Genomic DNA, 20,466 nt, shown 5'->3' on the forward strand with positions numbered 1-20,466 from the left:
TATCTTAGCAATTTTTCTGATTTTCCCAAATATCGTAGGGGCGGGTTCGCCAACAATATCAAACACCAACCAACAATTTACATAAACCCGCCCCACCCCACAAACAATATCAATCTGGATTATCTTAGCAATTTTTCTGATTTTCCCAAATATCGTAGGGGCGGGTTCGCCAACAATATCAAACACCAACCAACAATAGACCTCTTGCAAAAATAACTAGGACGGGCAAGATGCCCATCCCACAAAATTTTTTTTCTTGTGGAATGGGCCGGAGAGCCCGTTCCAGAATTTGATTAAAAGGATTTTTGCAAGAGGTCTAATTTACATAAACCCGCCCCACCCCACAAACAATATCAACCTGCATTATTGCATGACCATCAAAATTGATGCAAGCTGTTAGTTATTTGTTGGGTTGGGGCGGGTTTATATATCCCCGGGCTGGTGACATATATTGTTAGTGAACCCGCCCCTACAGGTCTTTTTGAGATCGACCTAGGCTCGATCGTGCTTAGCAATCACCCAAATGGCGTGAATGATGCCGGGAATAAAGCCCAAAAACGTCAGAACCAGGTTGATCCAAAAATCAGTACCGATGCCGACAGTCAAAAATACGCCCAGAGGGGGAAGAAAAATTGCAGCGACTATGCGAATTAAATTGTCCATCTCAGTTACTCCAAACTACTTTTCTCTTTCAATTTTACTTCACTGATTGACAGAGCCTTTCCCGAAAAACTTAGGCGGTGCTGCCATAGTGTAAACTTCGGTTTCAGCGGCGATTACCTGCCGCAAGTGACCGGGAAGTTGCATCAATCCCAACAGCGTAATCCCGTCAAACATCCGCAACCCGCCAGTTGTTTTCTCGGCGAGTAATTTGTCAGTAGTTTCGGGATCGGGACGGGTGTTTATTTCTTGAGTTGAAGCTACCGCAAAACCCCAAGGAGCTCCGTAAGTAGAAATAAAGCTGGTGCAGGATTGAACGTTGGGGAAAACCGATTTCAGGGTATTGACAATGCGGGCGTGCATTTTCATTTCGGCCGGAGAAACTGGGCCCGCTTGTACTACGAAATATCCGTTGGGCGACATGACGCTGCGAACTTTCTCAAAATACTCCTTCGTAAACAACTGGAAAGATGGGCCTTCTTCAATGGGATCGGACAAGTCAGAAATGACAATATCCCAATCTTTGTCAGTGTTGTCTAAATAGTCCAAAGCATCGCCGATTACTACTTCGCAGCGGGGGTCGTCAAAGGCGTTTTGGTGCATTTCTGGCAGGTGTTCGCGGCAAGCTTCTACTACTTCGCCGTCAATGTCGATCATCACGACTTTTTCAACTGTTTTCCAGCGCAGCACTTCTCTAATTGTAGCTCCTTCTCCGCCGCCGAGAACGAGGACTTTTTTGGGTGAACCGTGACAAATCATGGCTGGGTGTACGAGGGGTTCGTGGTATAGAAACTCGTCGCCTGTACAAGATTGCCATTTACCGTCCAAAACTAAGCCTTTACCGTAGGTGCCGGTTTCAACGACGTACATTTCCTGGTAGGCAGTTTTTTTGTAAGCGAGCACGCTGATGATGCCGTGAACGTAAATATCCCAAGGGGTAATGTACTCGCTCATCCAAAAGTCTGCACGAACTTCGCTACCTGACATCAATTACTCTCCAAATATAAACTGCTGTGCCGATGTTGTCACAAGTAGTAGTTCTTAGCACAAAATGGTGCGGGTGTGTGAGTACGATCGACACATTGGAGTGAGATTTCTCAGCAATGGTATAGTGTGATTGCGTTCTGGGATAGCGCAGTGGGCTTGGTACTTGAGATTGCTGGTGGGCGATCGCCCAGTCGATCGTACTTTTCCCATCCCCCACCCTCGCGCAGTCACATTTAATATTTTCGCTTTGGGTTGCCGGCGGGTTTTGTACCAATGGGGTCTGAATCGGGCAATTTTTCGGGCCCGGCCCGCCTTTATCAGTTGGCGATCGGCCTGCTTATTTATCAAGAATCTGATGAAAACCCCGCTCTCTTCGAGTACGGGGAATAAAAGTGGCGATCGGTTTTAACCGACTTTTTTGTTAATATCTTGACATTTTGAATGTATATTAGATAAGATTTTTAGACATGGCAAATTAAAAGAGGTGTTGAATTTTGATAACAAAATTGCCTGGCGTCACCGCGACGGAATTCTAAGTAGGTAAATGGTGGAACTAAATTTACTTATAAAATTTTGTTTGCGAGAATATTTTTAGGTTCAAAATAATATCCGATGGAAGCAACAGACTGGCAAAATAAAATCAAAGAGCTGGAAAATGCAAATCGAATCCTGCAAGAAAAACTCGCAACTTCGGAAGCCGAACGCAGCCAATTAGAAGCCCTAAATCAAAAAAAAGAATTTTTGCTAAAAACAGTCACTCAGGAATTTATAGATTCCGAAAATATTTTAAAAGCAAAAATGTCTGAACTCGAAAAAGCTCTCTTAAACCAGCAAACAATCCAGCTCAAATTAATCGAAGCCGAAAAAATGTCGGCTTTGGGGATTTTGGTAGCTGGTATTGCCCACGAAATCAACAATCCCGTCAACTTCATCTACGGCAATATTACCTATGTCAATGACTACACTGCCGACATTTTAAGATTGCTGGAAATGTACCTGAATCGGTATCCAGAAACTGATGCAGAGATTGAAGATTTTATTGAAAAAATTGACCTAAACTTTCTGCGCGAAGATTTGCTAAAAACTCTTTCGTCAATGAAAGTTGGCTCCGAGCGCATCCGCGAAATTGTGCTGACTTTGCGCAACTTTGCGCGGGTAGACGAAGCCGAAAAGAAACCGGTTAACATTCACGAAGGAATTGACAGCACCTTGTTAATTTTGCAGAATTTAACTAAAGAAAAACCAGGTTTTCCGGCAATCGAGATTGTTAAAAATTATGGCAATTTACCAAAAGTAGAATGTTATGCGGGACAATTGAATCAGGTATTTATGAACATCATTAATAATGCGATTGATGCCCTGCGGGAGCGAGACCAAAAGCTTTCCATAGGCGAGAGAGAAGCAAACCCCAGCCAGATTGCAATTACTACTTCTATTATTTCTGGAAATACGGCCAAAATCAGTATCAAAGATAACGGTGGGGGAATGAATGAAGCTGTAAAAGGGAAAATTTTCGATCCGTTTTTCACAACCAAGCCAGTCGGTCACGGAACGGGTTTGGGACTGTCAATTAGCTATCAAATTGTTGTGGACAAACACGGCGGGAGGTTGGAGTGCATATCCGCAGTTGGAGAAGGGACTGAATTGGCGATCGAGATTCCGATCGCCAATTCCCGCAGCTAAGATCGATCGATCGAGCTAAACTGAGGGATAATGAAAAATCCCTTTGACCGCGGCTCCTCCTAGTTTGATGTGCAACCCTATGTCTACTGTCACTTTTGGTTTGTCAACCCCTGTAGCGGCAGAGCCTGGGGCATCCTACGGTAGCAGCCAACCGCCGCAGCGGCCCACCGTGTCGGCAGAGTGGATCGAGGTATTGGTGGACTCTCCTTTTAGGAGTGCGGGTGACTCTCCTGGGGAGGAAAACAAATTATTTACTTATCGCTTACCTGCGGAACTTAGCGTGCAACCGGGGGATATTTTGAGTGTACCCTTTGGCAGTCAACAGGTAGGCGCGATCGCGATTCGGTTCGTTTCTCAACTGCCGCCCGACTTAGATCCGGCGCGGGTTAAAGATGTCGAAGATGTTGTCAGTGCGGGTTTTTTCCCGCCTAATTACTGGCAACTACTAGAACGAGTATCTACTTATTATTGCACGCCATTAATTCAAGTAATTAGAGCCTCACTGCCGCCCGGTTTATTAAGCCGTTCCGTGCGCCGAATTCGCTTAATTAAGGAGGCTATTTCTCCCAATGGCGAAACCTTTCTCAATCCCGCCGCCAGTCAAATTTTGCAGTTGCTGCAAGCTCAAAAAAACGGCGATTACACTTGGAAATATCTCCAGGGGCAAGTCAAGGGAAGTTATCGGGGATTGAAAGATTTATTGAAACGCGGGTGGGTAGAAAGTTATTTAGAACCGCCCCATCCTCCCAAACCACAACTCAAACCGGCAGTGACATTAATTGCTAGTGCATTTGTCACAGATTTAACCAAGCGGCAACAAGAAGTATTGGAAGTTTTGCGGCGCGGCGGCGGTGAAATGTGGATGAACGATTTGCTGAAAAGTTGCAGCGCGAGTTCTTCTGTTGTCAAAAATTTGGAGCAAAAAGGTAGCGTTGTAATTGACCAAAGGGAAGTGCTCAGGGGCGATCGCGGAATTGCTCAATTGCCCGATTCACCCAAAACTTTAACTCATTTTCAGGCTGAAGCTTTAGCGTTTATTAACTCTTTTTCGGGATTTCGTCAAGTGCTGCTGCACGGCGTTACAGGTTCCGGGAAAACCGAAGTGTATTTGCAGGCGATCGCCCCAATCTTAGCCAGCGGCAAATCCGCCCTCGTACTCGTTCCCGAAATAGGTTTGACACCGCAACTTACCGATCGATTCCGCGCCCGTTTTGGCGAGCAAATTTGCGTGTACCACAGTGCCCTATCCGACGGCGAACGTTACGATACATGGCGTCAGATGCTGACTGGAACCCCGCAAATTGTCATCGGCACGCGATCGGCCATTTTCGCACCTTTACCTCACCTCGGCTTAATTATCCTCGATGAAGAACACGACAGCAGCTTCAAACAAGACCACCCAGCGCCCTGCTACCACGCCCGCACCGTTGCCAAATGGCGCGCCGAATTAGAAAATTGTCCTTTAATTTTAGGTTCTGCAACGCCAGCTTTAGAGACATTGGTAGGGACGCGCCGAGATTATCAATCGTTACCAAATATCCATTATTTATCCTTGCCCGATCGCATTTATTCCCGCCCGATGCCGCCTGTGGAAGTAGTCGATATGCGCCAAGAATTGCGACAAGGGAACCGCTCAATTTTCAGCACTTCCCTGCAAAACGCGCTGGAACAATTGCAAGCAAGACAACAGCAAGGTATCCTGTTTATTCACAGAAGAGGACACAGCACGTTTGTGTCTTGTCGAAGTTGCGGGTATGTGATGGAATGCCCGAATTGCGATGTTTCCCTGTCTTATCACCACGTCGGCGAAGGAACAGCAGAAATCTTGCGCTGTCACTACTGCAATCACACGGAACGACACCCTCAAAACTGCCCGGAATGCAGTTCTCCTTACTTCAAAAATTTCGGCAGCGGCACTCAGCGAGTCGAACAGGAATTAACGAGATTATTTCCAGAATTGCGGGCGATTCGATTTGACAGCGATACGACTAGAAATAAGGGGGATCATCGCAGATTGTTAACGCAATTTGCTAATGGGGAAGCTGACATTTTGCTGGGTACGCAAATGCTAACGAAAGGGTTAGATTTAGCTGGAGTCACATTGGTGGGAGTCGTATCTGCTGATGGGTTGCTAAATTTATCGGATTATCGGGCTAGCGAACGGGCTTTTCAAACATTAACTCAAGTTGCGGGCCGTGCGGGCAGAGGCGACGATCCGGGGCGGGTAATTATTCAAACTTACACTCCCGAACACCGGGTAGTTCAAGCTGTGAGGCGGCACGAATATGCGGGTTTTGTGGAAACAGAATTAGCGGAAAGGGCGGCGCTGAATTATCCACCTTCGGGGCGGTTGATTTTGTTGCGGTTGAGTAGTTTGGATGCGGCGGAAGTTGCGGTAACTGCGGTACAGTTGGCGTCTGTTTGTCGGGATTATATCGATCGATTGTCTGTACCGGGGTGTGAGTTGTTGGGGCCTGCACCGGCGGCGATTATGCGGGTGGCAAATCGCTATCGGTGGCAGATTTTGCTGAAGTTGCCTTTGGATGAGTCGCTGGATTTGTCGGATTTGATCGGGTTGCGCGATTCCCTTCGGGATAGCTTCGCCGCGCGTACGCCGCGTTCTGTTAGTCTAACTATTGATGTCGATCCGTTGAATTTTGGTTGAGGGTTCTTGGTTGGGTGGGGGCGGGTTTTTGTAGATTGTTGGTCAGCCTCAAATATTGTTGGTGAAACCCGCCCCTACCGGCCCATCGTAGGGGCGGGTTTCACCAACTATTTTTGTTGGAAACCAACAATCTAATAAACCCGCCCCCGCTTGGGTGGCCAATCCGAATCTAGATTTTGTGACGGCGAGCGAAAATCAGGTTAATCTGGGTTATTGGTTGGGTGGGGGCGGGTTTTTGTAGATTGTTGGTCAGCCTCAAATATTGTTGGTAAAACCCGCCCCTACCGGCCCATCGTAGGGGCGGGTTTCACCAACCATCTCTGCCGGAAACCAACAATCTAATAAACCCGCCCCCGCTTGGGTGACAAATGTTTTATGGGGACAAAATTATGAAATACGATCGCAACAAACACCATCGCCGCTCAATTCGCCTACCAGGATATGATTATAGCACTCCCGGCGCGTATTTTATCACTATTTGCAGTTGGCAGCGCGAATGTTTATTCGGGGAAGTTATTGATGGTACAATGCAATTGAGTCCCTATGGTAAAACAGTTTTATTCAATTGGAGCATTCTTCCCAAACGTTACCAAAACGTCGAATTAGACAATTTTATTGTGATGCCAAATCACGTGCACGGAATTATTTTTTTGAAAGGCAGCCCAGAAACAAATTATACAGAATCCGATAAATTGGGCCTGAGAAAATCAAAAATCCATCCTTTGTCGGAAATTGTGCGGGGTTTGAAAACATTTCAGCCCGGCGAATTAACCAAATGCGATATTTGAGTGGCGTATCGGTATGGCAGCGCGGTTATTACGAACATATCATCCGCAATGAAGAATCATTATTGGCCATGAGCGAATATATCATTAATAATCCTTTGTTGTGGGGAAAAGATGAATTGTATCCTAAAAATTCAGTCAAAATTAATGAATCTAGTCAATTGGCGATCGAATGGAATGGCAAATCTTATATACAGTCGATCGTCCTGTAATATTAGGTCGAGGGATTTGTAGGGGCGGGTTTCACCAACCATCTATGCCTAAAAAAAAACTATATAATAAACCCGCCCCCGCCCAACAGTAAATCGCAATCTACCTCTTTCAATATATATATAAAAGGCTGGTTTACAAATTTTGGTTTTTCAATCAAAATCTTGGCGAATTAGAGCCCCGACTTCTTGAAGAAGTCGGGGCTCTGGTATTCTCTCAAACTAAGGCAAATCGGTTTCACCCATCAAATAAAGGTCGCACTCCCTGGCCACACCGCGCCCTTCGTTAATCGCCCAAACCACCAAACTCTGTCCCCGGCGACAGTCCCCCGCCGCGAAAACTCCCGGAATACTGGTTGTATACTTTTCGTGCTCCGCTTTCACATTACTGCGGGCGTCGCGTTCCAATCCCAGCGCATCCAGCAGCGGCTGTTCCGGGCCCAGGAAGCCCATCGCCAGCAACACAAGCTGCGCCGGCAACACTTTTTCCGTGCCCGGGATGTGTTTCGGAATGAACTGCCCTTTTTCGTTTTTCGCCCACTCCACCTCAACGGTGTGTACGGCTTTGACATTGCCGTTTTCGTCGCCCTCGAACTTCGTGGCGGTGGTGAGATAGCCGCGGGGGTCGTCGCCGAATTTGGCTGCGGCTTCTTCTTGGCCGTAGTCGAGGCGGTAGACTTTCGGCCATTCCGGCCAGGGATTGTTGGCCGCGCGTTCCGAGGGCGGTTTGGGCAGGATTTCTAGCTGTACCAGGCTTTTGCAGCCGTGGCGGATGGAGGTGCCCACGCAGTCGGTGCCGGTGTCGCCGCCGCCGATAATCGCGATATCTTTGCCTTCGGCGGAGATGAAGTTATCGTTGGTGCTCTTGTCTAAAACTGCTTTGGTGTTCGCAGTCAAAAAGTCCATTGCGAAGTGGATGCCTTTTAATTCCCGGCCTTCGATGCCCAAGTCGCGGGGTTTTGTCGCGCCGGTACAGAGCACAACGGAGTCGTATTCTTTTAACAGTTGTTCTGCTGGTAAGTCTTTGCCGACTTCGGTGTTGCAGACAAATTTTACGCCTTCGTCTTCGAGGACTTTCAGGCGGCGCATCACGACTTGTTCTTTGTCTAGCTTCATGTTGGGGATGCCGTACATTAGCAGGCCTCCCGGTCGATCGGCTCTTTCGTATACAGTTACCCAATGACCGGCTTTGTTGAGTTGCGCGGCGGCGGACAAACCGGCGGGCCCGGAACCGATGACGGCGATTTTTTTGCCGGTGCGTTTGGCTGGCGGTTCGGCAGTAATCCAGCCTTCATCCCAGCCTTTGTCGATTATCGAGGCTTCGATATTTTTAATCGTGACTGGCGGGTTGTTGATGCCGAGCACGCAAGCGCCTTCGCAGGGGGCGGGACATACTCTGCCGGTGAATTCGGGGAAGTTGTTGGTTTTGTGGAGTCTGTCAAGGGCTTCTTTCCAGAGTCCGCGATATACTAGGTCGTTCCATTCGGGGATGAGGTTGTTAATCGGGCAACCGCTGGCCATGCCGCTGATGATGCTGCCGGTGTGGCAAAATGGAATGCCGCAGTCCATGCAGCGCGCGCCTTGGCTGCGGAGTTTGTCCTCATCCATCGGCAGGTGAAATTCGTCCCAGTTGTGGACTCTCTCGACTGGTGAGAGTTCGGAGGGCAATTCGCGCAAGAATTCGATAAACCCTGTTGGTTTTCCCATAGCGGTGTTCTGGTTAGAATTTACTATTCTGGTAGTTTCTCAAAGGTGAAGCTGGCAGGAGGCTTCTGAATTAACTATTGTGATCTAAATTGTGTGCGATCGCAGTTCAGATTGAGCAATTCCTACCTGAAATCTTCAAGATCGCCGGGAGTCGGGGAATTGTCGGCAGCCGTAAAATATCGATCGGCAGCAAGGAAACCGGATTTTTTACGGGGATTAAAGGTTTTGATGCAGTATTTTCGTCCCTCAAACCCGGTTTCTGCGTAATTTCAGCATCGCTTACTCTCGGACGATCGCCCGCCACTGATACTCCCACATCTGGAAACGATCGCGGGTTAACTCTTCGGGCCCCCCAGCGTCAACTTTCAAGCGCAGTCCCTATCAAGAGTGTCTCGACCGAGTATACAAAAAGTTACAGGCCTTGCAAAATATTAATTTCACGATATACTACGATAATTCTATCGGTTATTCGGAGTTAACTTAATCGTCAACTCCTAAAATAGGTAAATAAACTCATGAGCATTACAGTTCAGAACGTATCGAAACACTTCGGCTCCTTTCACGCCATTGACAACGTGAATTTGGAAATTAAAAGCGGCTCTCTAGTCGCGCTGTTGGGCCCTTCGGGTTCGGGGAAATCGACTTTGCTGAGGATGATTGCCGGACTCGAACCGCCCGACACCGGTCATATTTACCTGATCGGCGAAGATGCTACCCAGCAGTCGGTGCAGGAACGGCATATCGGTTTTGTGTTTCAGCACTACGCTTTGTTCAAACACATGACTATTAAGAAAAATATTGCTTTTGCGATGGAAATTCGCAAAGTTCCTAAAGACTCTATTAGCAGGCGGGTTGATGAACTTTTGGATTTAGTTCAGTTGAAAGGTTTGGGCGATCGCTATCCTTCGCAACTTTCCGGCGGCCAGCGGCAGCGGGTTGCTTTGGCGAGAGCTCTAGCAGTTCAACCAAAAGTGCTGCTGCTAGACGAACCTTTTGGAGCATTAGATGCTAAAGTCCGCAAAGAATTGCGATCGTGGCTGCACAACCTTCACAAAGAAGTTAATAACATCACCACAGTTTTTGTTACTCACGACCAAGAAGAAGCTATGGAAGTAGCGGATGAAATTGTGGTGATGAACAAAGGAAGAGTCGAACAAGTTGGCACTCCTGCTGAAATTTACGACAAACCGGCATCAGCTTTTGTGATGAGTTTTATTGGGCCGGTCAATGTGCTACCGAATACTGCGGGTTTGTTCGCCAGCAACGGTACAACGGCTCACAAGAATGGAGCCGCTCATTCTGAAGTAGTGTTTTTGCGCCCCCACGACGTGGAAATTCAAACTAGGCCGGAGTCGGGTTTTGCATTAGCAAAAGTCAGCCGCATCATTCATTTAGGGCGGGAAATTCAAACCGAGTTGCTGTTGGAATCGGGCCAAATGGTGACAGCTTACGTCAGTCGCGATCGCTTCGACACTCTACAGTTACAGCGAGAGCAACAGGTTTACGTCAAGCCCAAACACGCGATGACTTTCCCTGTTTATTCAATTTAAAATCAGCGGCTGCATCTTACTCAAAATACTATCGGGGAGCTGCTACAAAACACTGCTGCCACATCGTTACCAGGCTCGTGCCTGGTAATGGTGTCTCGTGGCTCCAAACCGGAGGAGCTTCCTCCTGAAATTCATTCCCAGGCTCTGAGTGGGAACGATAAAAAAAGGTCAGCGAAGAATATGAATGCTAACAAATTGTTGAATTTAGCAACTAGCACTTTACTTGGTTATCGCCGCCGCATCCAGGCAGGATTAACACTTTGTGCAGGATTTGGACTGTCTGCGATCGCCTGTTCGATCGCGTACAATTGGGAATACAAATTCATGCAAGCCGAACTGCAAGAACGGCTGGACAAAATAGCTACAGACATCCAGAGAGATGTTGGCGGCAATATAGAAGTAATTCGGGCAGCCGGAGGTTTTTACAGCGTATTTGAGGACGATAAAAAACCCGAGATCGAGAAATTTGTCGGTTCGGCCCTGTACCGCCACCCTAGTCTGAAGGCGATCGCGTGGCTGCCCCGCGTTTCTGAGTCTCAGCAATTCCTGACAGGTGAAATAGATTCAGGTTTAGCCTTGACTCCCAATCGGCGAGCTTTAGAACAAGCAGCAAAAAGACAAGAAATTACCGCTACTGAACGCCAAATATTTTCATCAGAAAATCTACCCAGCGTCTTTGTCTTCCTGCCTGTTTTTAATAAAATCTCCGCGAATACTTCAGCATTATCGCCAAGTGTACCCCCCCTGGAAAACGAAAATTTAAAAGGTTTTACTATGGGTGTATTGCTAATTGATGCTATCGTTAAATCTGCCGTGCAGGAAACCAAGCTAAACTTTATTAATGTTGACATTCAAGATGCTATGGGTTCTGAATCAGAAAAATTTCTCGCCTTTTACGAATCCAAGACAAAAAGGATAATCACAGACGAAAATATTAAAAATACACTCCAAATTGGGGAAAGAATTTACTGCCCGGACGGCAGCAGTTGCACTCGCATCCTCAATATCGAAAACCGCAGGTGGTTGCTGCGATTTCTGGTAACGCCGGAGTACATTAATCCTTTAAAATATTGGCGATCGCTGACTGTTTTAGTTTTGGGAACCGTCTTAAATCTGGCAGCAACACGTTATTTATTGAGCTTGCTCAATTATACCGAGCGCATCGAAAAAATAGCAGCAGAACGTACGGCTAAATCTCAAGAACTAGAACAAACTTTACAGGAGTTGCAGTCAACTCAATCTCAACTGGTTCAGCAGGAAAAAATGTCTGGTTTGGGTTTGTTAGTTGCTGGCGTAGCCCACGAAATCAACAATCCTGTTAATTTTATTTACGGCAACATCCACCACGCAAGCGAATATGCTAAGGATTTGTTGGAGTTAGTAGAACTCTACCACAAACACTATTTATACCCTCACTCGGAAATTTCCGATTATAGAAAAAATATTGACTTTGACTTTCTCAGTGAGGATTTGCCACAACTGCTGTCATCGATGAAAATAGGAGCCGATCGCATTATTCAACTCGTCCAATCTTTGCGGAATTTCTCTCGCTTGGACGAAGCCGAAATGAAACCTGTCAACATCCATGAAGGCATTGACAGCACTCTGCTGATTCTGCAAAGCCGGCTGAAAGCTACAGACTCGCGCCCGCCGATCGGGGTTGTTAAAAACTACGGCAACTTACCGATGGTTGAGTGTTATGTCGGACAGTTAAATCAGGTGTTTATGAACATTCTTGCCAATGCGATCGATGCCCTTGACAGTTACAGCATCGAACGGGGCGAATGGGAAGCGAAAATTAATCCCAGTACGATCGCGATTGCTACAGAATATTCAATGCCAGATAAAATAACTGTGCGGATATCTGACAACGGCCCCGGCATTCCAGAGAATGTCAAACAGCGGCTGTTTGACCCGTTTTTTACTACCAAACCAGCCGGGAAAGGCACGGGATTGGGACTGTCGATCGGCTACAAAATTGTAGTAGAAAAGCACAAAGGTTCCCTGCGGTGCGAGTCAGAACCCGGACGGGGAACCGAATTCTCGATCGAGATTCCGCTGCGGCAAGAATCTAGAAAAACTGCACCGTTGGTTTCGCATAAAACCTCTGAGGCTGCTTAGAAAGAAAAGGAGAAGGCGGAAATTTTGGCCAATAAATACGGTAAATCGATAGACTTAGAGTATTATTGGTAATAATGCTGCCAGCAAGACTGCTTGATGCAGCTAAAATTGCCGGCAGTGCCGGTAATGTAGAACCGAAACACGGGGAGACTAGATATGCTGAGCGACTTACAAATCATTTACGAACGCGACCCCGCTGCGCGCAACTGGCTGGAAGTATTATTTTGCTATCCCGGATTGCAAGCACTTTTTTTGCACCGGAGGGCACACTGGCTTTACTCGGCTGGACTTCCGTTTGTACCGCGCTTGATTTCCCAACTGAGCCGCTTTTTGACGGGAATTGAGATCCACCCCGGAGCGAAAATTGGTAGCGGCGTGTTTATCGACCACGGCATGGGAGTGGTAATTGGCGAAACTGCGATCGTCGGAAATTATGCTGTAATTTATCAAGGAGCGACCCTCGGCGGCACGGGCAAAGAAACAGGAAAACGGCATCCGACGCTGGGAGAAAATGTTGTAGTGGGAGCCGGCGCTAAGGTTTTAGGCAATATCCAAATTGGCAATAATGTTCGCATTGGTGCGGGTTCGGTAGTGCTGCGGGATGTTCCTAGCGATTGCACGGTTGTGGGAATTCCCGGCCGCATCATCTCTCGAAAACAGCAGGCGGGAGATGCTCAAAATTCTCAAAATACACCTGATTTGGAAGCTCAAGCCATTCGAGCTTTGTTCGATCGAATTAAGTATTTAGAAGACCAAGTTAATATTTTAAAATCTAGCTCGTGTTGGCCCAAAACAACAGAATTCGAGCCAACCGAGGCAAAAAGAAATGAATTATCGCTGTCTTCCGATATATTGATTGCGGAGTTTCTAGACGGTGCCGGAATTTAGCACAGCGCGCGAAAATCAACTCTAGCTTACCCTTCCCCTTTCCCTTCTTTTGTATATGACTATTTCCTCACTTTCCGCTCAAACTTTTGAAGAAACGAAGCGACATATATTTACTCGCCGATCGTACTTGCCCAACCGAAACAATGCTCTGTGGCAAATTGAAACAGGGGTAGTGCGAACTGTAACCTGGCTGGAAGATGGCACAATTATCACCTTGGGATTGTGGGGTTCCGGCGATGCGATCGGCAAACCGATATCAAGATGCGATCCTTTTCAAATTGAATGCCTCACGAAAGTCGAAGCAATTCTATTATCTGCCGAGCGCTGGCTGAATAGAGATATTCTGCTCCATCACATTCAGCAGGCTGAAGAGTTTATGGTAATGCGAGGTTACAAAAGAGTTGACTTTATGCTCTATAAACTACTGAATTGGCTGGCTAAAAGGTTTGGTTCTGAGGTAGAGCAAGGACATCTGATCGATATGAATTTAACGCATCAGGATATCGCCGAAATCCTCGGTACAAGTCGCGTAACCGTCACTCGCACCCTCGGCATTTTTGAGCAGCAAGGTTTGATCGAGCGCCTGCCTTTGCACCGGATTATTCTGCAACCTTCCGAGGTGTGGCACTACGAAATCTAAGGGTAGAATCAATGTCTCGCGCGTGCGAATTCGCGCGTGCGAAGCTATCCCGGAGAGAATCGCCCGATAAATTACTGTATCCCTCGCGCCTAAAAAATGTATTGACTTTCTGAGGCAGTATGTGCAAAAATCAAAAGCTATACCTATAATCTACGATAATTCGATCGAGATTAAGTATTTTAACTGAAGAGAGCAATCGGCTCTCTAGCAGCGATGAGCTTTTTGTGCTTTTCGACACAGACAATGCAGGAGGAATAAAAATGAAAACTAAATCCCTGAAAGCTCGATTCAAAAAAAACAAAATAGGGGCATTCATTGTCGCCCTAGTAGTGCTGGCGATCGCAATTCCTCTGTTCCCATTTTCCCCAACCCAAGCCGGACAATCAAACAGTAAAATTCAATTCGTTTCCCCCGCGTGGGTAGCCGAAAACGCCAGCGACAAAAATCTGCGAATTCTCGATGTCCGTACCAACCCAATGGACTACTTTATGGGGCACATTCCCAACGCAGTCAACATCGCCGACAACACCTTGCGCGGCCCGGACAGCGGTTTGCCAGTACAGTATCTAACGCCGGATCAAATGGGGCAATTACTGTCGCGAGCCGGAGTAACAGACAACAGCCGCGTCGCAGTTTATTCCGACGGCAGAGACATTCTCGGCGCGACAATGGTTGCTTATGTATTGGAACGTTTGGGACACGCGGACATAGCAGTTATTGACGGAGGATATAGCGGTTACAAAGCTTCCCAAACTGTAACAAAAGAGTTTCCCAAATACGCGCCCGGTAAACTGACTGTTCGAGACAACAAATCAATTCGAGTCAGCCTGGATGAAGTCAAAAATTTAATTGGAAAAGCAGGTGTCACATTCATCGATCCCAGACCGGAAAAACTATTTCAAGGCGAAGAAAAAATCTGGACGCGCAACGGGCACATTCCCGGCGCTCGCAACATTCCCTGGCCGACTTTCACAGATGCTGAAAATCCGCACAAATTGAAGTCTCTCGACGAAATTAAGCAGCTTTTGGCAAACAAAAAGATCGATCGCAATAGCGACATCATCGTTACTTGCAGTACGGGACGGGAAGCGACGCTGCAATATGTCGTTTTGAAACACTTGCTGAACTATCCTAAAGTGAGGATATACGAAGGCTCTTGGACTGAATACAGCCAGACCAATTTGCCTGTAGAAACTGGCCCGGAACGGGGAGTGTAGAAAACAGTTGACAGTTGACAGCAATTTTGGCTAATAATTGACCGAAGAGGTAGAATGAAAACAGTAATTATCTCGATATCAATGCTCGGAATAATCAGCGCAATTGGCTTTGGTTTATCAACAATAGCTGAGCACCGACAAGCAGATAATTCCGTTGCTTGCACTCCCAGCGAACAACCTGATGAAAAATCGGAGACTTCGCCGCGAAAAACTTAGCGCTAAAATGGAGGCTCTGCCTCGCTTTACAGTTGTTTCTGGAGTCAAGTATTTTATTGTGAATAACACCGCAGAAACTGCTTTTTCACCGCTGACAAAAACTTCGCAGCCCCGATCGCAGCGTCCGATATTAGCTCTTATACTGACATTATTTGTCGCTGGTGCGGCGGGTTTGAGCGCCTACGGTTGGCGGCAGAGCGTTTTATTTGTGATTGGAGGTTTGCTGGGCGCTAGTTTGTATCATGCAAGTTTTGGCTTTGCTTCTGCTTATCGCAAATTGTTTGCCGATCGCGATATTACAGGTGTTTTAGCGCACTTGTTAATGTTAGCGATCGCCACTTTGCTATTTGCCCCCGTACTTGCCTCCGGATCGGCATTCGGACACAAAATGGCCGGCGCAGTTGCACCTGTCGGCTGGCAAAATGCGATCGGCGCTTTTCTATTCGGAATTGGAATGCAATTGGGCAGCGGCTGCGCTTGCGGCACCCTTTGGACAATTGGCGCCGGCAGCACGTCAATGCTATTAACCCTGCTGACTTTTTGCATCGGTTCTTTTGCAGGAAGTTTGACCAGACACCTGTGGAATTTGCCCTCACTGCCGCCGATATCTTTAGGAAAAACCTTGGGATGGACGCCCGCAGTTATCTTGCAACTGAGCGTATTTCTGTTAATTGCGATCGCCCTCTGGCAGTGGAATCGCGCCAACGGCAAGCAACCGGTAACAGCAGATTCTCTCCTCAAAAATCCCCAAACCCACATCAAAAATCGATGGCTTTACGGCCCGTGGCCTCTGGCTGCCGGAGCCTTTGCCCTTGCCTTTCTCAACTGGGTAAAACTGTTAATTGACGGTCGCCCTTGGGGAGTGACTTGGGGGTTTACTTTGTGGGCCGCAGAACTTGCTACCGCTTTCGGTTGGAATCCCGCAACTAACCCGTTTTGGAATAATCCCGACAAGTTGGAATCCCTGCAAAAAGGCATCTTTGCTGATGTTACTTCTGTGATGAATTTTGGCATTGTTTTGGGAGCAGTATTAGCAGCAGCTTTGGCGGGCAAGTTCGCCGTCAAAACCAACCTCTCCTTACCCAAAATAGCAGCCGTTCTAAGCGGCGGTTTCATGATGGGTTACGGAGCGTTGCTGGCTTTTGGCTGCAATGTCGGCGCTTTTTTTAGCGGCATTGCCTCCACCAGTTTGCACGGTTGGCTGTGGATTGCGGCTGCTTTGTTGGGCAGCTTTGCTGGTATTAAATTGCGATCGCTCCTCCGACTTGATATTTAACACGACTCAAGCCAAATGTCAAAATAATTCGCAATCCGACCTTCGTAATTTGTAATTAAACGAACAATTGTAGGTTTGTAGTTGTGCTTGGGCACCGGCCGGCGAAGAGAGCGCAACTACAAACCTTTTTTAATATGTTATGGGAATAAAATAATAACTACTGTTTTCCTATAGACATTAAGTATTTAATAGTGTAATGTATTGGATTAAGTAGAGAGAAATGGCGATCGCACTCAAAGAGCGATCGCCCAATTGCTAGCAAAACAGTCTCTCAATCTTGCCACTGTTGCCATTAACAAGAATTGCCACATCGGCGAAATCTTATAGATTATCCGGGCAAATCTCATCAGGCTGCATTTGCTCTATATCGAGCGCATTAAACTTTATTTTGCGCTACATCCACCTGAGAAAAAATTAAAGTAACTAAGAAACATCAATGCGGTACCATCATCTCAAAGATAGTGTCTTGCAGCCATTCAAGAAAAAAACTGGTTTGCCAGTATTTTCTCTTAAATCAGCCGCGCTGCTGAAATCGTCCCTGTTCAGAGTTTTTGCTTTCTTTTTTGCAGTAGGTTTAGGCTTGAGCTGGTTAATTCCTCTGCCTGCGATCGGCCAGCCAAAACCAAAAGATGTCGAACTCACCTTAGTTTCCTTTGCTGTTACCAAATCCGCCTACGACAGGATCATTCCCGGCTTTGTAGCGAAGTGGAAACGAGAAAACAACCAGAATGTCAAGTTTAGCCAAAGCTACGGCGGTTCCGGTTCCCAAACTCGCGCTGTGATTGATGGTTTGGAAGCCGATGTCGTACACTTAGCCTTAGCTTTTGATACCGATCGCATCCAACAAGCCGGTTTAATTAAAGCGGGTTGGGAACGAGAAGTACCCAATAACGGAATTGTTAGCAAATCAGTCGTAGCATTAGTAGCGCGATCGGGCAATCCTAAAAAAATCCAAGGCTGGGCGGATTTAGCCAAACCGGGTATCAAAGTAATTACCGCTAATCCCAAAACCTCTGGTGTCGCGCGCTGGAACTTCTTAGCTTTGTGGGGTTCGGTAACTCGAAACGGAGGAAACGAACAAGCAGCCCGCAGCTTTGTAACTCAGGTATATAAAAACGTGCCAGTCCTTCCTAAAGATGCCCGCGAAGCGTCAGATGTCTTCTACAAACAAAACCAAGGGGATGTGCTGCTCAACTATGAAAACGAAATTCTGTTGGCGAAACAGAAGGGCGAAACCGAACCTTTCATCATTCCCCAAGTGAATATTTCTATTGACAACCCCGTGGCTGTAGTTGATAAAAACGCAGCCAAACACGGAACTACTAAAGTGGCGGAGGCTTTTGTGAAATATCTTTACACACCGGAAGCTCAGCAAGAATTTGCTAAAGTGGGTTTTCGGCCTGTTAACTCGACGGTAGCCGGACAATTTAGCAGTCAGTTTCCCAGAATTGGCAAACTGTTTACAGTCAGCGATATGGGTGGCTGGAGCGGGGTGCAAAGCAAGTTCTTTGCTGACGGTGCAATCTTCGATCAAATTGAGAATGGTCTGGGCCGGAGATAATCTAGAGCGAAATTCGGTTAATTAAATTTTCTCCTCGACTACTCAATAAGTTTAAAGGCAAGTGCGATCGCCCTTGCTTTTCTCTTTCTCCTGATTTCTTTCTTCTGACCGCCAACAGATGCGATATCTCGCACCTGTTGACGGCCCCCAATTCGGTGAGTATGAACTCATATGTTGCATCATTCTCAATTAGCCTTTTATGAACAGGCAAGATGCCTGTTCCACAAGAAAATTTATCTTTTGTGGAACAGGCATCTTGCCTGTTGCTGACAATGATGCAAGATATCAGATGAATCAACTTAACGATGACACAGCATATATCCGCCTACCTACTTAGCAGTTACTTTAAGGTGGGGGTATTGCCTGTAAAATAGTTGCTCCCTGCAACATTTGAGACTGTCGGGATCTACCCGCTTCTGGGTGTTCCCAAGACGGTGCAAAGGGCGGAACCAAGAAGGGGCAAGCTTTCCACGCACCCTGTACCGCCACGCCGAGCTGAAGGCAGTTTCCGCCCCTGTGCCCGTGCTGCTCGTAATACCGACAGTGCCGACAGCTTAAATTGCCTGCATTTACGTTGCTCACATGATTTCTCCTACCGTTTTTATAATAAAAATATAATAACACCTGTACACCTACCGGAATTGTGTACTATGATATAATGTACAATTTAAACTCGATCGCCAGTGGGGAATGTGGAACTATCTTCTAGAGTAGAATATGCCCTGTTAGCGCTCTTGGAACTGGCGAGCCACCACCCAAAGGATTCGCCCCTAACAGTGAACGAACTTACTGCTTCTGGTGAGATACCCGAACGATATCTCGACCAAATTCTTACCGTGCTGCGGCGTGCGGGTATCGTCCAGAGTCTGCGGGGTGCTAAAGGCGGTTATTTGCTGGCAAAAGAGCCTTGGCAGATTACTTTGCTAGAGGTGTTTTCGACACTCGAAGGCGACGGCAGCGGCAAGGCCAAAAAAGTTTCGGAATCTGTAACAATAGAAAAAACTGCGGTGCTAGAAATCTGGCAGGAAGCTCAACAGGCATCTTGGGCTGTTTTGGGGAAATACACATTACAAGATTTGTGCGAACAGCGGGACGATCGCAAACAAGCACATCCCATGTACTACATTTAATAGGAGAGAAATTAAGCCATGAAAATTGCTAAGGATGTTACAGGAATAATTGGCAGAACTCCTTTAGTTCAGCTCAATAAAATTCCCCAAGCCGAAGGAGTAGTTGCTCAAATTGTGGCCAAATTGGAAGGGATGAATCCGGCTGCTTCGGTGAAAGATCGGATTGCGGCGAGCATGATTCAGGCGGCAGAAGATGCGGGGTTAATTAAACCGGGGAAAACTATTTTAGTTGAACCGACTTCAGGCAATACTGGAATTGCTTTGGCAATGATCGCGGCGGCGAAAGGCTACAGTCTGATTTTAACTATGCCGGATACGATGAGTTTAGAGCGCAGATCGATGCTGAAAGCTTACGGAGCTCAGTTGGAATTAACTCCGGGACATGAAGGGATGTTAAGCGCGATCGCCCGTGCGGAAGAAATTGCAGAAGAAATTCCCGATGCTTTCCTGCTGCAACAGTTTCGCAACCCCGCTAATCCGAAAATTCACCGGGAAACAACGGCCGAGGAAATTTGGGAAGATACAGAGGGTAACATAGATTTTTTAGTTGCTGGAGTTGGCACCGGCGGTACGATTACTGGAGTTGCGGAGGTAATTAAACAGCGGAAACCGAGTTTTAGGGCGATCGCAGTTGAACCCGCCAGCAGCCCCGTGCTTTCTGGAGGTAAATCTGGCGCTCACAAAATTCAAGGAATTGGTGCAGGATTCATCCCGGAAGTGTTGAAACCAGAGTTAATTGATGAAGTAATTGCAGTTAGCGACGAAGATGCGATCGCCTACAGCCGCAGGCTAGCCAGAGAAGAAGGATTGCTGTCAGGAATTTCTGCCGGTGCAGCATTGTTTGCGGCAATTCAAGTCGGCAAGCGTCCCGAAAATGCTGGGAAATTAATAGTTTTTGTGCAGCCTTCTTATGGCGAACGCTACCTCAGTACAGCCTTGTTCAAAGACTTAGAATTGCCGACCGTCAGCCAACTCGAAGCATTAATTAGCAATTATTAAATTGTCCTAGGGGCTTGCTGATAACTTAACGTCAAACCGACCGTCTCTCTTGTTGTATCTAAGTCTCGATCCCCCCTCACCCCCCTTAATAAGGGGGGTGGATTAATTGTCATCCTAGAAATAGGTACGTAGTTGGGCTTTAGCCCTCTTGAGACGTATATAGAAAGAGGGC

At 47.0% G+C, this 20,466-nt stretch carries 19 protein-coding genes; 13 read left to right on the forward strand and 6 right to left on the reverse strand.

Features of this window, described 5'->3' with window-relative positions; all coding sequences use genetic code 11:
- The 4 genes from QUB70_RS09315 to QUB70_RS09330 all read right to left on the reverse strand — a co-directional run.
- The coding region (locus QUB70_RS09315; protein ID WP_332979827.1) for a hypothetical protein at positions 1-210 on the reverse strand (210 nt) is incomplete at its 3' end.
- Positions 211-492: 282 nt separating this feature from the next.
- Positions 493-663, reverse strand: a complete 171-nt coding sequence (locus tag QUB70_RS09320) for a YqaE/Pmp3 family membrane protein (RefSeq protein WP_332979828.1) — start codon at positions 661-663, stop codon at positions 493-495.
- 39 nt (positions 664-702) lie between these two features.
- Positions 703-1,647, reverse strand: coding sequence for a fused MFS/spermidine synthase (locus QUB70_RS09325; protein ID WP_332979829.1), 945 nt, complete (start codon positions 1,645-1,647; stop codon positions 703-705).
- On the reverse strand, positions 1,637-1,921 hold the full coding sequence (locus QUB70_RS09330; protein ID WP_332979830.1) for a hypothetical protein: 285 nt from the start codon (positions 1,919-1,921) through the stop codon (positions 1,637-1,639). Before QUB70_RS09330 ends, QUB70_RS09325 begins: the two co-directional genes overlap by 11 nt.
- A gap of 338 nt (positions 1,922-2,259) precedes the next feature.
- On the opposite strand from QUB70_RS09330, the gene QUB70_RS09335 reads away from it, so the two are divergent.
- The 4 genes from QUB70_RS09335 (at position 2,260) to QUB70_RS09350 (ending at position 6,992) form a co-directional block, all read left to right on the forward strand.
- Positions 2,260-3,330: a sensor histidine kinase gene (locus tag QUB70_RS09335; RefSeq protein WP_332979831.1), complete on the forward strand. Its 1,071-nt coding sequence runs from the start codon at positions 2,260-2,262 to the stop codon at positions 3,328-3,330.
- A gap of 79 nt (positions 3,331-3,409) precedes the next feature.
- Positions 3,410-5,995: a primosomal protein N' gene (gene priA / locus QUB70_RS09340; protein WP_332979833.1), complete on the forward strand. Its 2,586-nt coding sequence runs from the start codon at positions 3,410-3,412 to the stop codon at positions 5,993-5,995.
- A gap of 389 nt (positions 5,996-6,384) precedes the next feature.
- Positions 6,385-6,783, forward strand: coding sequence for a hypothetical protein (locus QUB70_RS09345; protein WP_332979834.1), 399 nt, complete (start codon positions 6,385-6,387; stop codon positions 6,781-6,783).
- Positions 6,771-6,992: a hypothetical protein gene (locus tag QUB70_RS09350; protein WP_332979836.1), complete on the forward strand. Its 222-nt coding sequence runs from the start codon at positions 6,771-6,773 to the stop codon at positions 6,990-6,992. Before QUB70_RS09345 ends, QUB70_RS09350 begins: the two co-directional genes overlap by 13 nt.
- Before the next feature lie 219 nt (positions 6,993-7,211).
- Here the strand turns inward: QUB70_RS09350 and gltD are convergent, their stop codons facing one another.
- Positions 7,212-8,696, reverse strand: a complete 1,485-nt coding sequence (gene gltD / locus QUB70_RS09355) for a glutamate synthase small subunit (RefSeq protein ID WP_332979837.1) — start codon at positions 8,694-8,696, stop codon at positions 7,212-7,214.
- Between the two features lie 515 nt (positions 8,697-9,211).
- Here gltD and QUB70_RS09360 point away from each other — a divergent pair.
- The 7 genes from QUB70_RS09360 (at position 9,212) to QUB70_RS09390 (ending at position 18,165) form a co-directional block, all read left to right on the forward strand.
- Complete coding sequence (locus QUB70_RS09360; RefSeq protein WP_332979838.1) at positions 9,212-10,246, forward strand: sulfate/molybdate ABC transporter ATP-binding protein; 1,035 nt, start codon at positions 9,212-9,214, stop codon at positions 10,244-10,246.
- Positions 10,247-10,426: 180 nt separating this feature from the next.
- Positions 10,427-12,367: an ATP-binding protein gene (locus tag QUB70_RS09365; protein ID WP_332979839.1), complete on the forward strand. Its 1,941-nt coding sequence runs from the start codon at positions 10,427-10,429 to the stop codon at positions 12,365-12,367.
- Positions 12,368-12,523: 156 nt separating this feature from the next.
- Entirely contained in the window at positions 12,524-13,255 is a 732-nt protein-coding gene (gene cysE / locus QUB70_RS09370) for a serine O-acetyltransferase (protein WP_332979840.1), read from the forward strand.
- 55 nt (positions 13,256-13,310) lie between these two features.
- Positions 13,311-13,895, forward strand: coding sequence for a Crp/Fnr family transcriptional regulator (locus QUB70_RS09375; RefSeq protein ID WP_332979841.1), 585 nt, complete (start codon positions 13,311-13,313; stop codon positions 13,893-13,895).
- Between the two features lie 260 nt (positions 13,896-14,155).
- Positions 14,156-15,112, forward strand: a complete 957-nt coding sequence (locus QUB70_RS09380) for a sulfurtransferase (RefSeq protein WP_332979843.1) — start codon at positions 14,156-14,158, stop codon at positions 15,110-15,112.
- Between the two features lie 181 nt (positions 15,113-15,293).
- Positions 15,294-16,604: a YeeE/YedE family protein gene (locus tag QUB70_RS09385; RefSeq protein ID WP_332979844.1), complete on the forward strand. Its 1,311-nt coding sequence runs from the start codon at positions 15,294-15,296 to the stop codon at positions 16,602-16,604.
- A 436-nt stretch (positions 16,605-17,040) separates the two neighbouring features.
- Complete coding sequence (locus QUB70_RS09390) at positions 17,041-18,165, forward strand: sulfate ABC transporter substrate-binding protein (RefSeq protein WP_332979845.1); 1,125 nt, start codon at positions 17,041-17,043, stop codon at positions 18,163-18,165.
- A 345-nt stretch (positions 18,166-18,510) separates the two neighbouring features.
- On the opposite strand, the gene QUB70_RS09395 is transcribed toward QUB70_RS09390, so the two are convergent.
- Positions 18,511-18,747 (reverse strand): hypothetical protein, encoded by a 237-nt coding sequence (locus QUB70_RS09395; protein WP_332979847.1) that lies wholly within the window; start codon positions 18,745-18,747, stop codon positions 18,511-18,513.
- A gap of 110 nt (positions 18,748-18,857) precedes the next feature.
- Here QUB70_RS09395 and QUB70_RS09400 point away from each other — a divergent pair, with 110 nt between their 5' ends.
- Positions 18,858-19,295 carry an RrF2 family transcriptional regulator gene (locus QUB70_RS09400; RefSeq protein ID WP_332979848.1) on the forward strand — a complete coding sequence of 146 codons (438 nt, stop codon included), beginning with the start codon at positions 18,858-18,860 and terminating at the stop codon, positions 19,293-19,295.
- 18 nt (positions 19,296-19,313) lie between these two features.
- On the forward strand, positions 19,314-20,294 hold the full coding sequence (gene cysK, locus QUB70_RS09405) for a cysteine synthase A (RefSeq protein WP_332979849.1): 981 nt from the start codon (positions 19,314-19,316) through the stop codon (positions 20,292-20,294).
- The last annotated feature ends 172 nt before the right edge of the window (positions 20,295-20,466 follow it).

It is taken from the genome of Microcoleus sp. A003_D6, assembly GCF_036702825.1.
In the GTDB taxonomy this organism is placed as follows: Bacteria; Cyanobacteriota; Cyanobacteriia; order Cyanobacteriales; family Microcoleaceae; genus Microcoleus.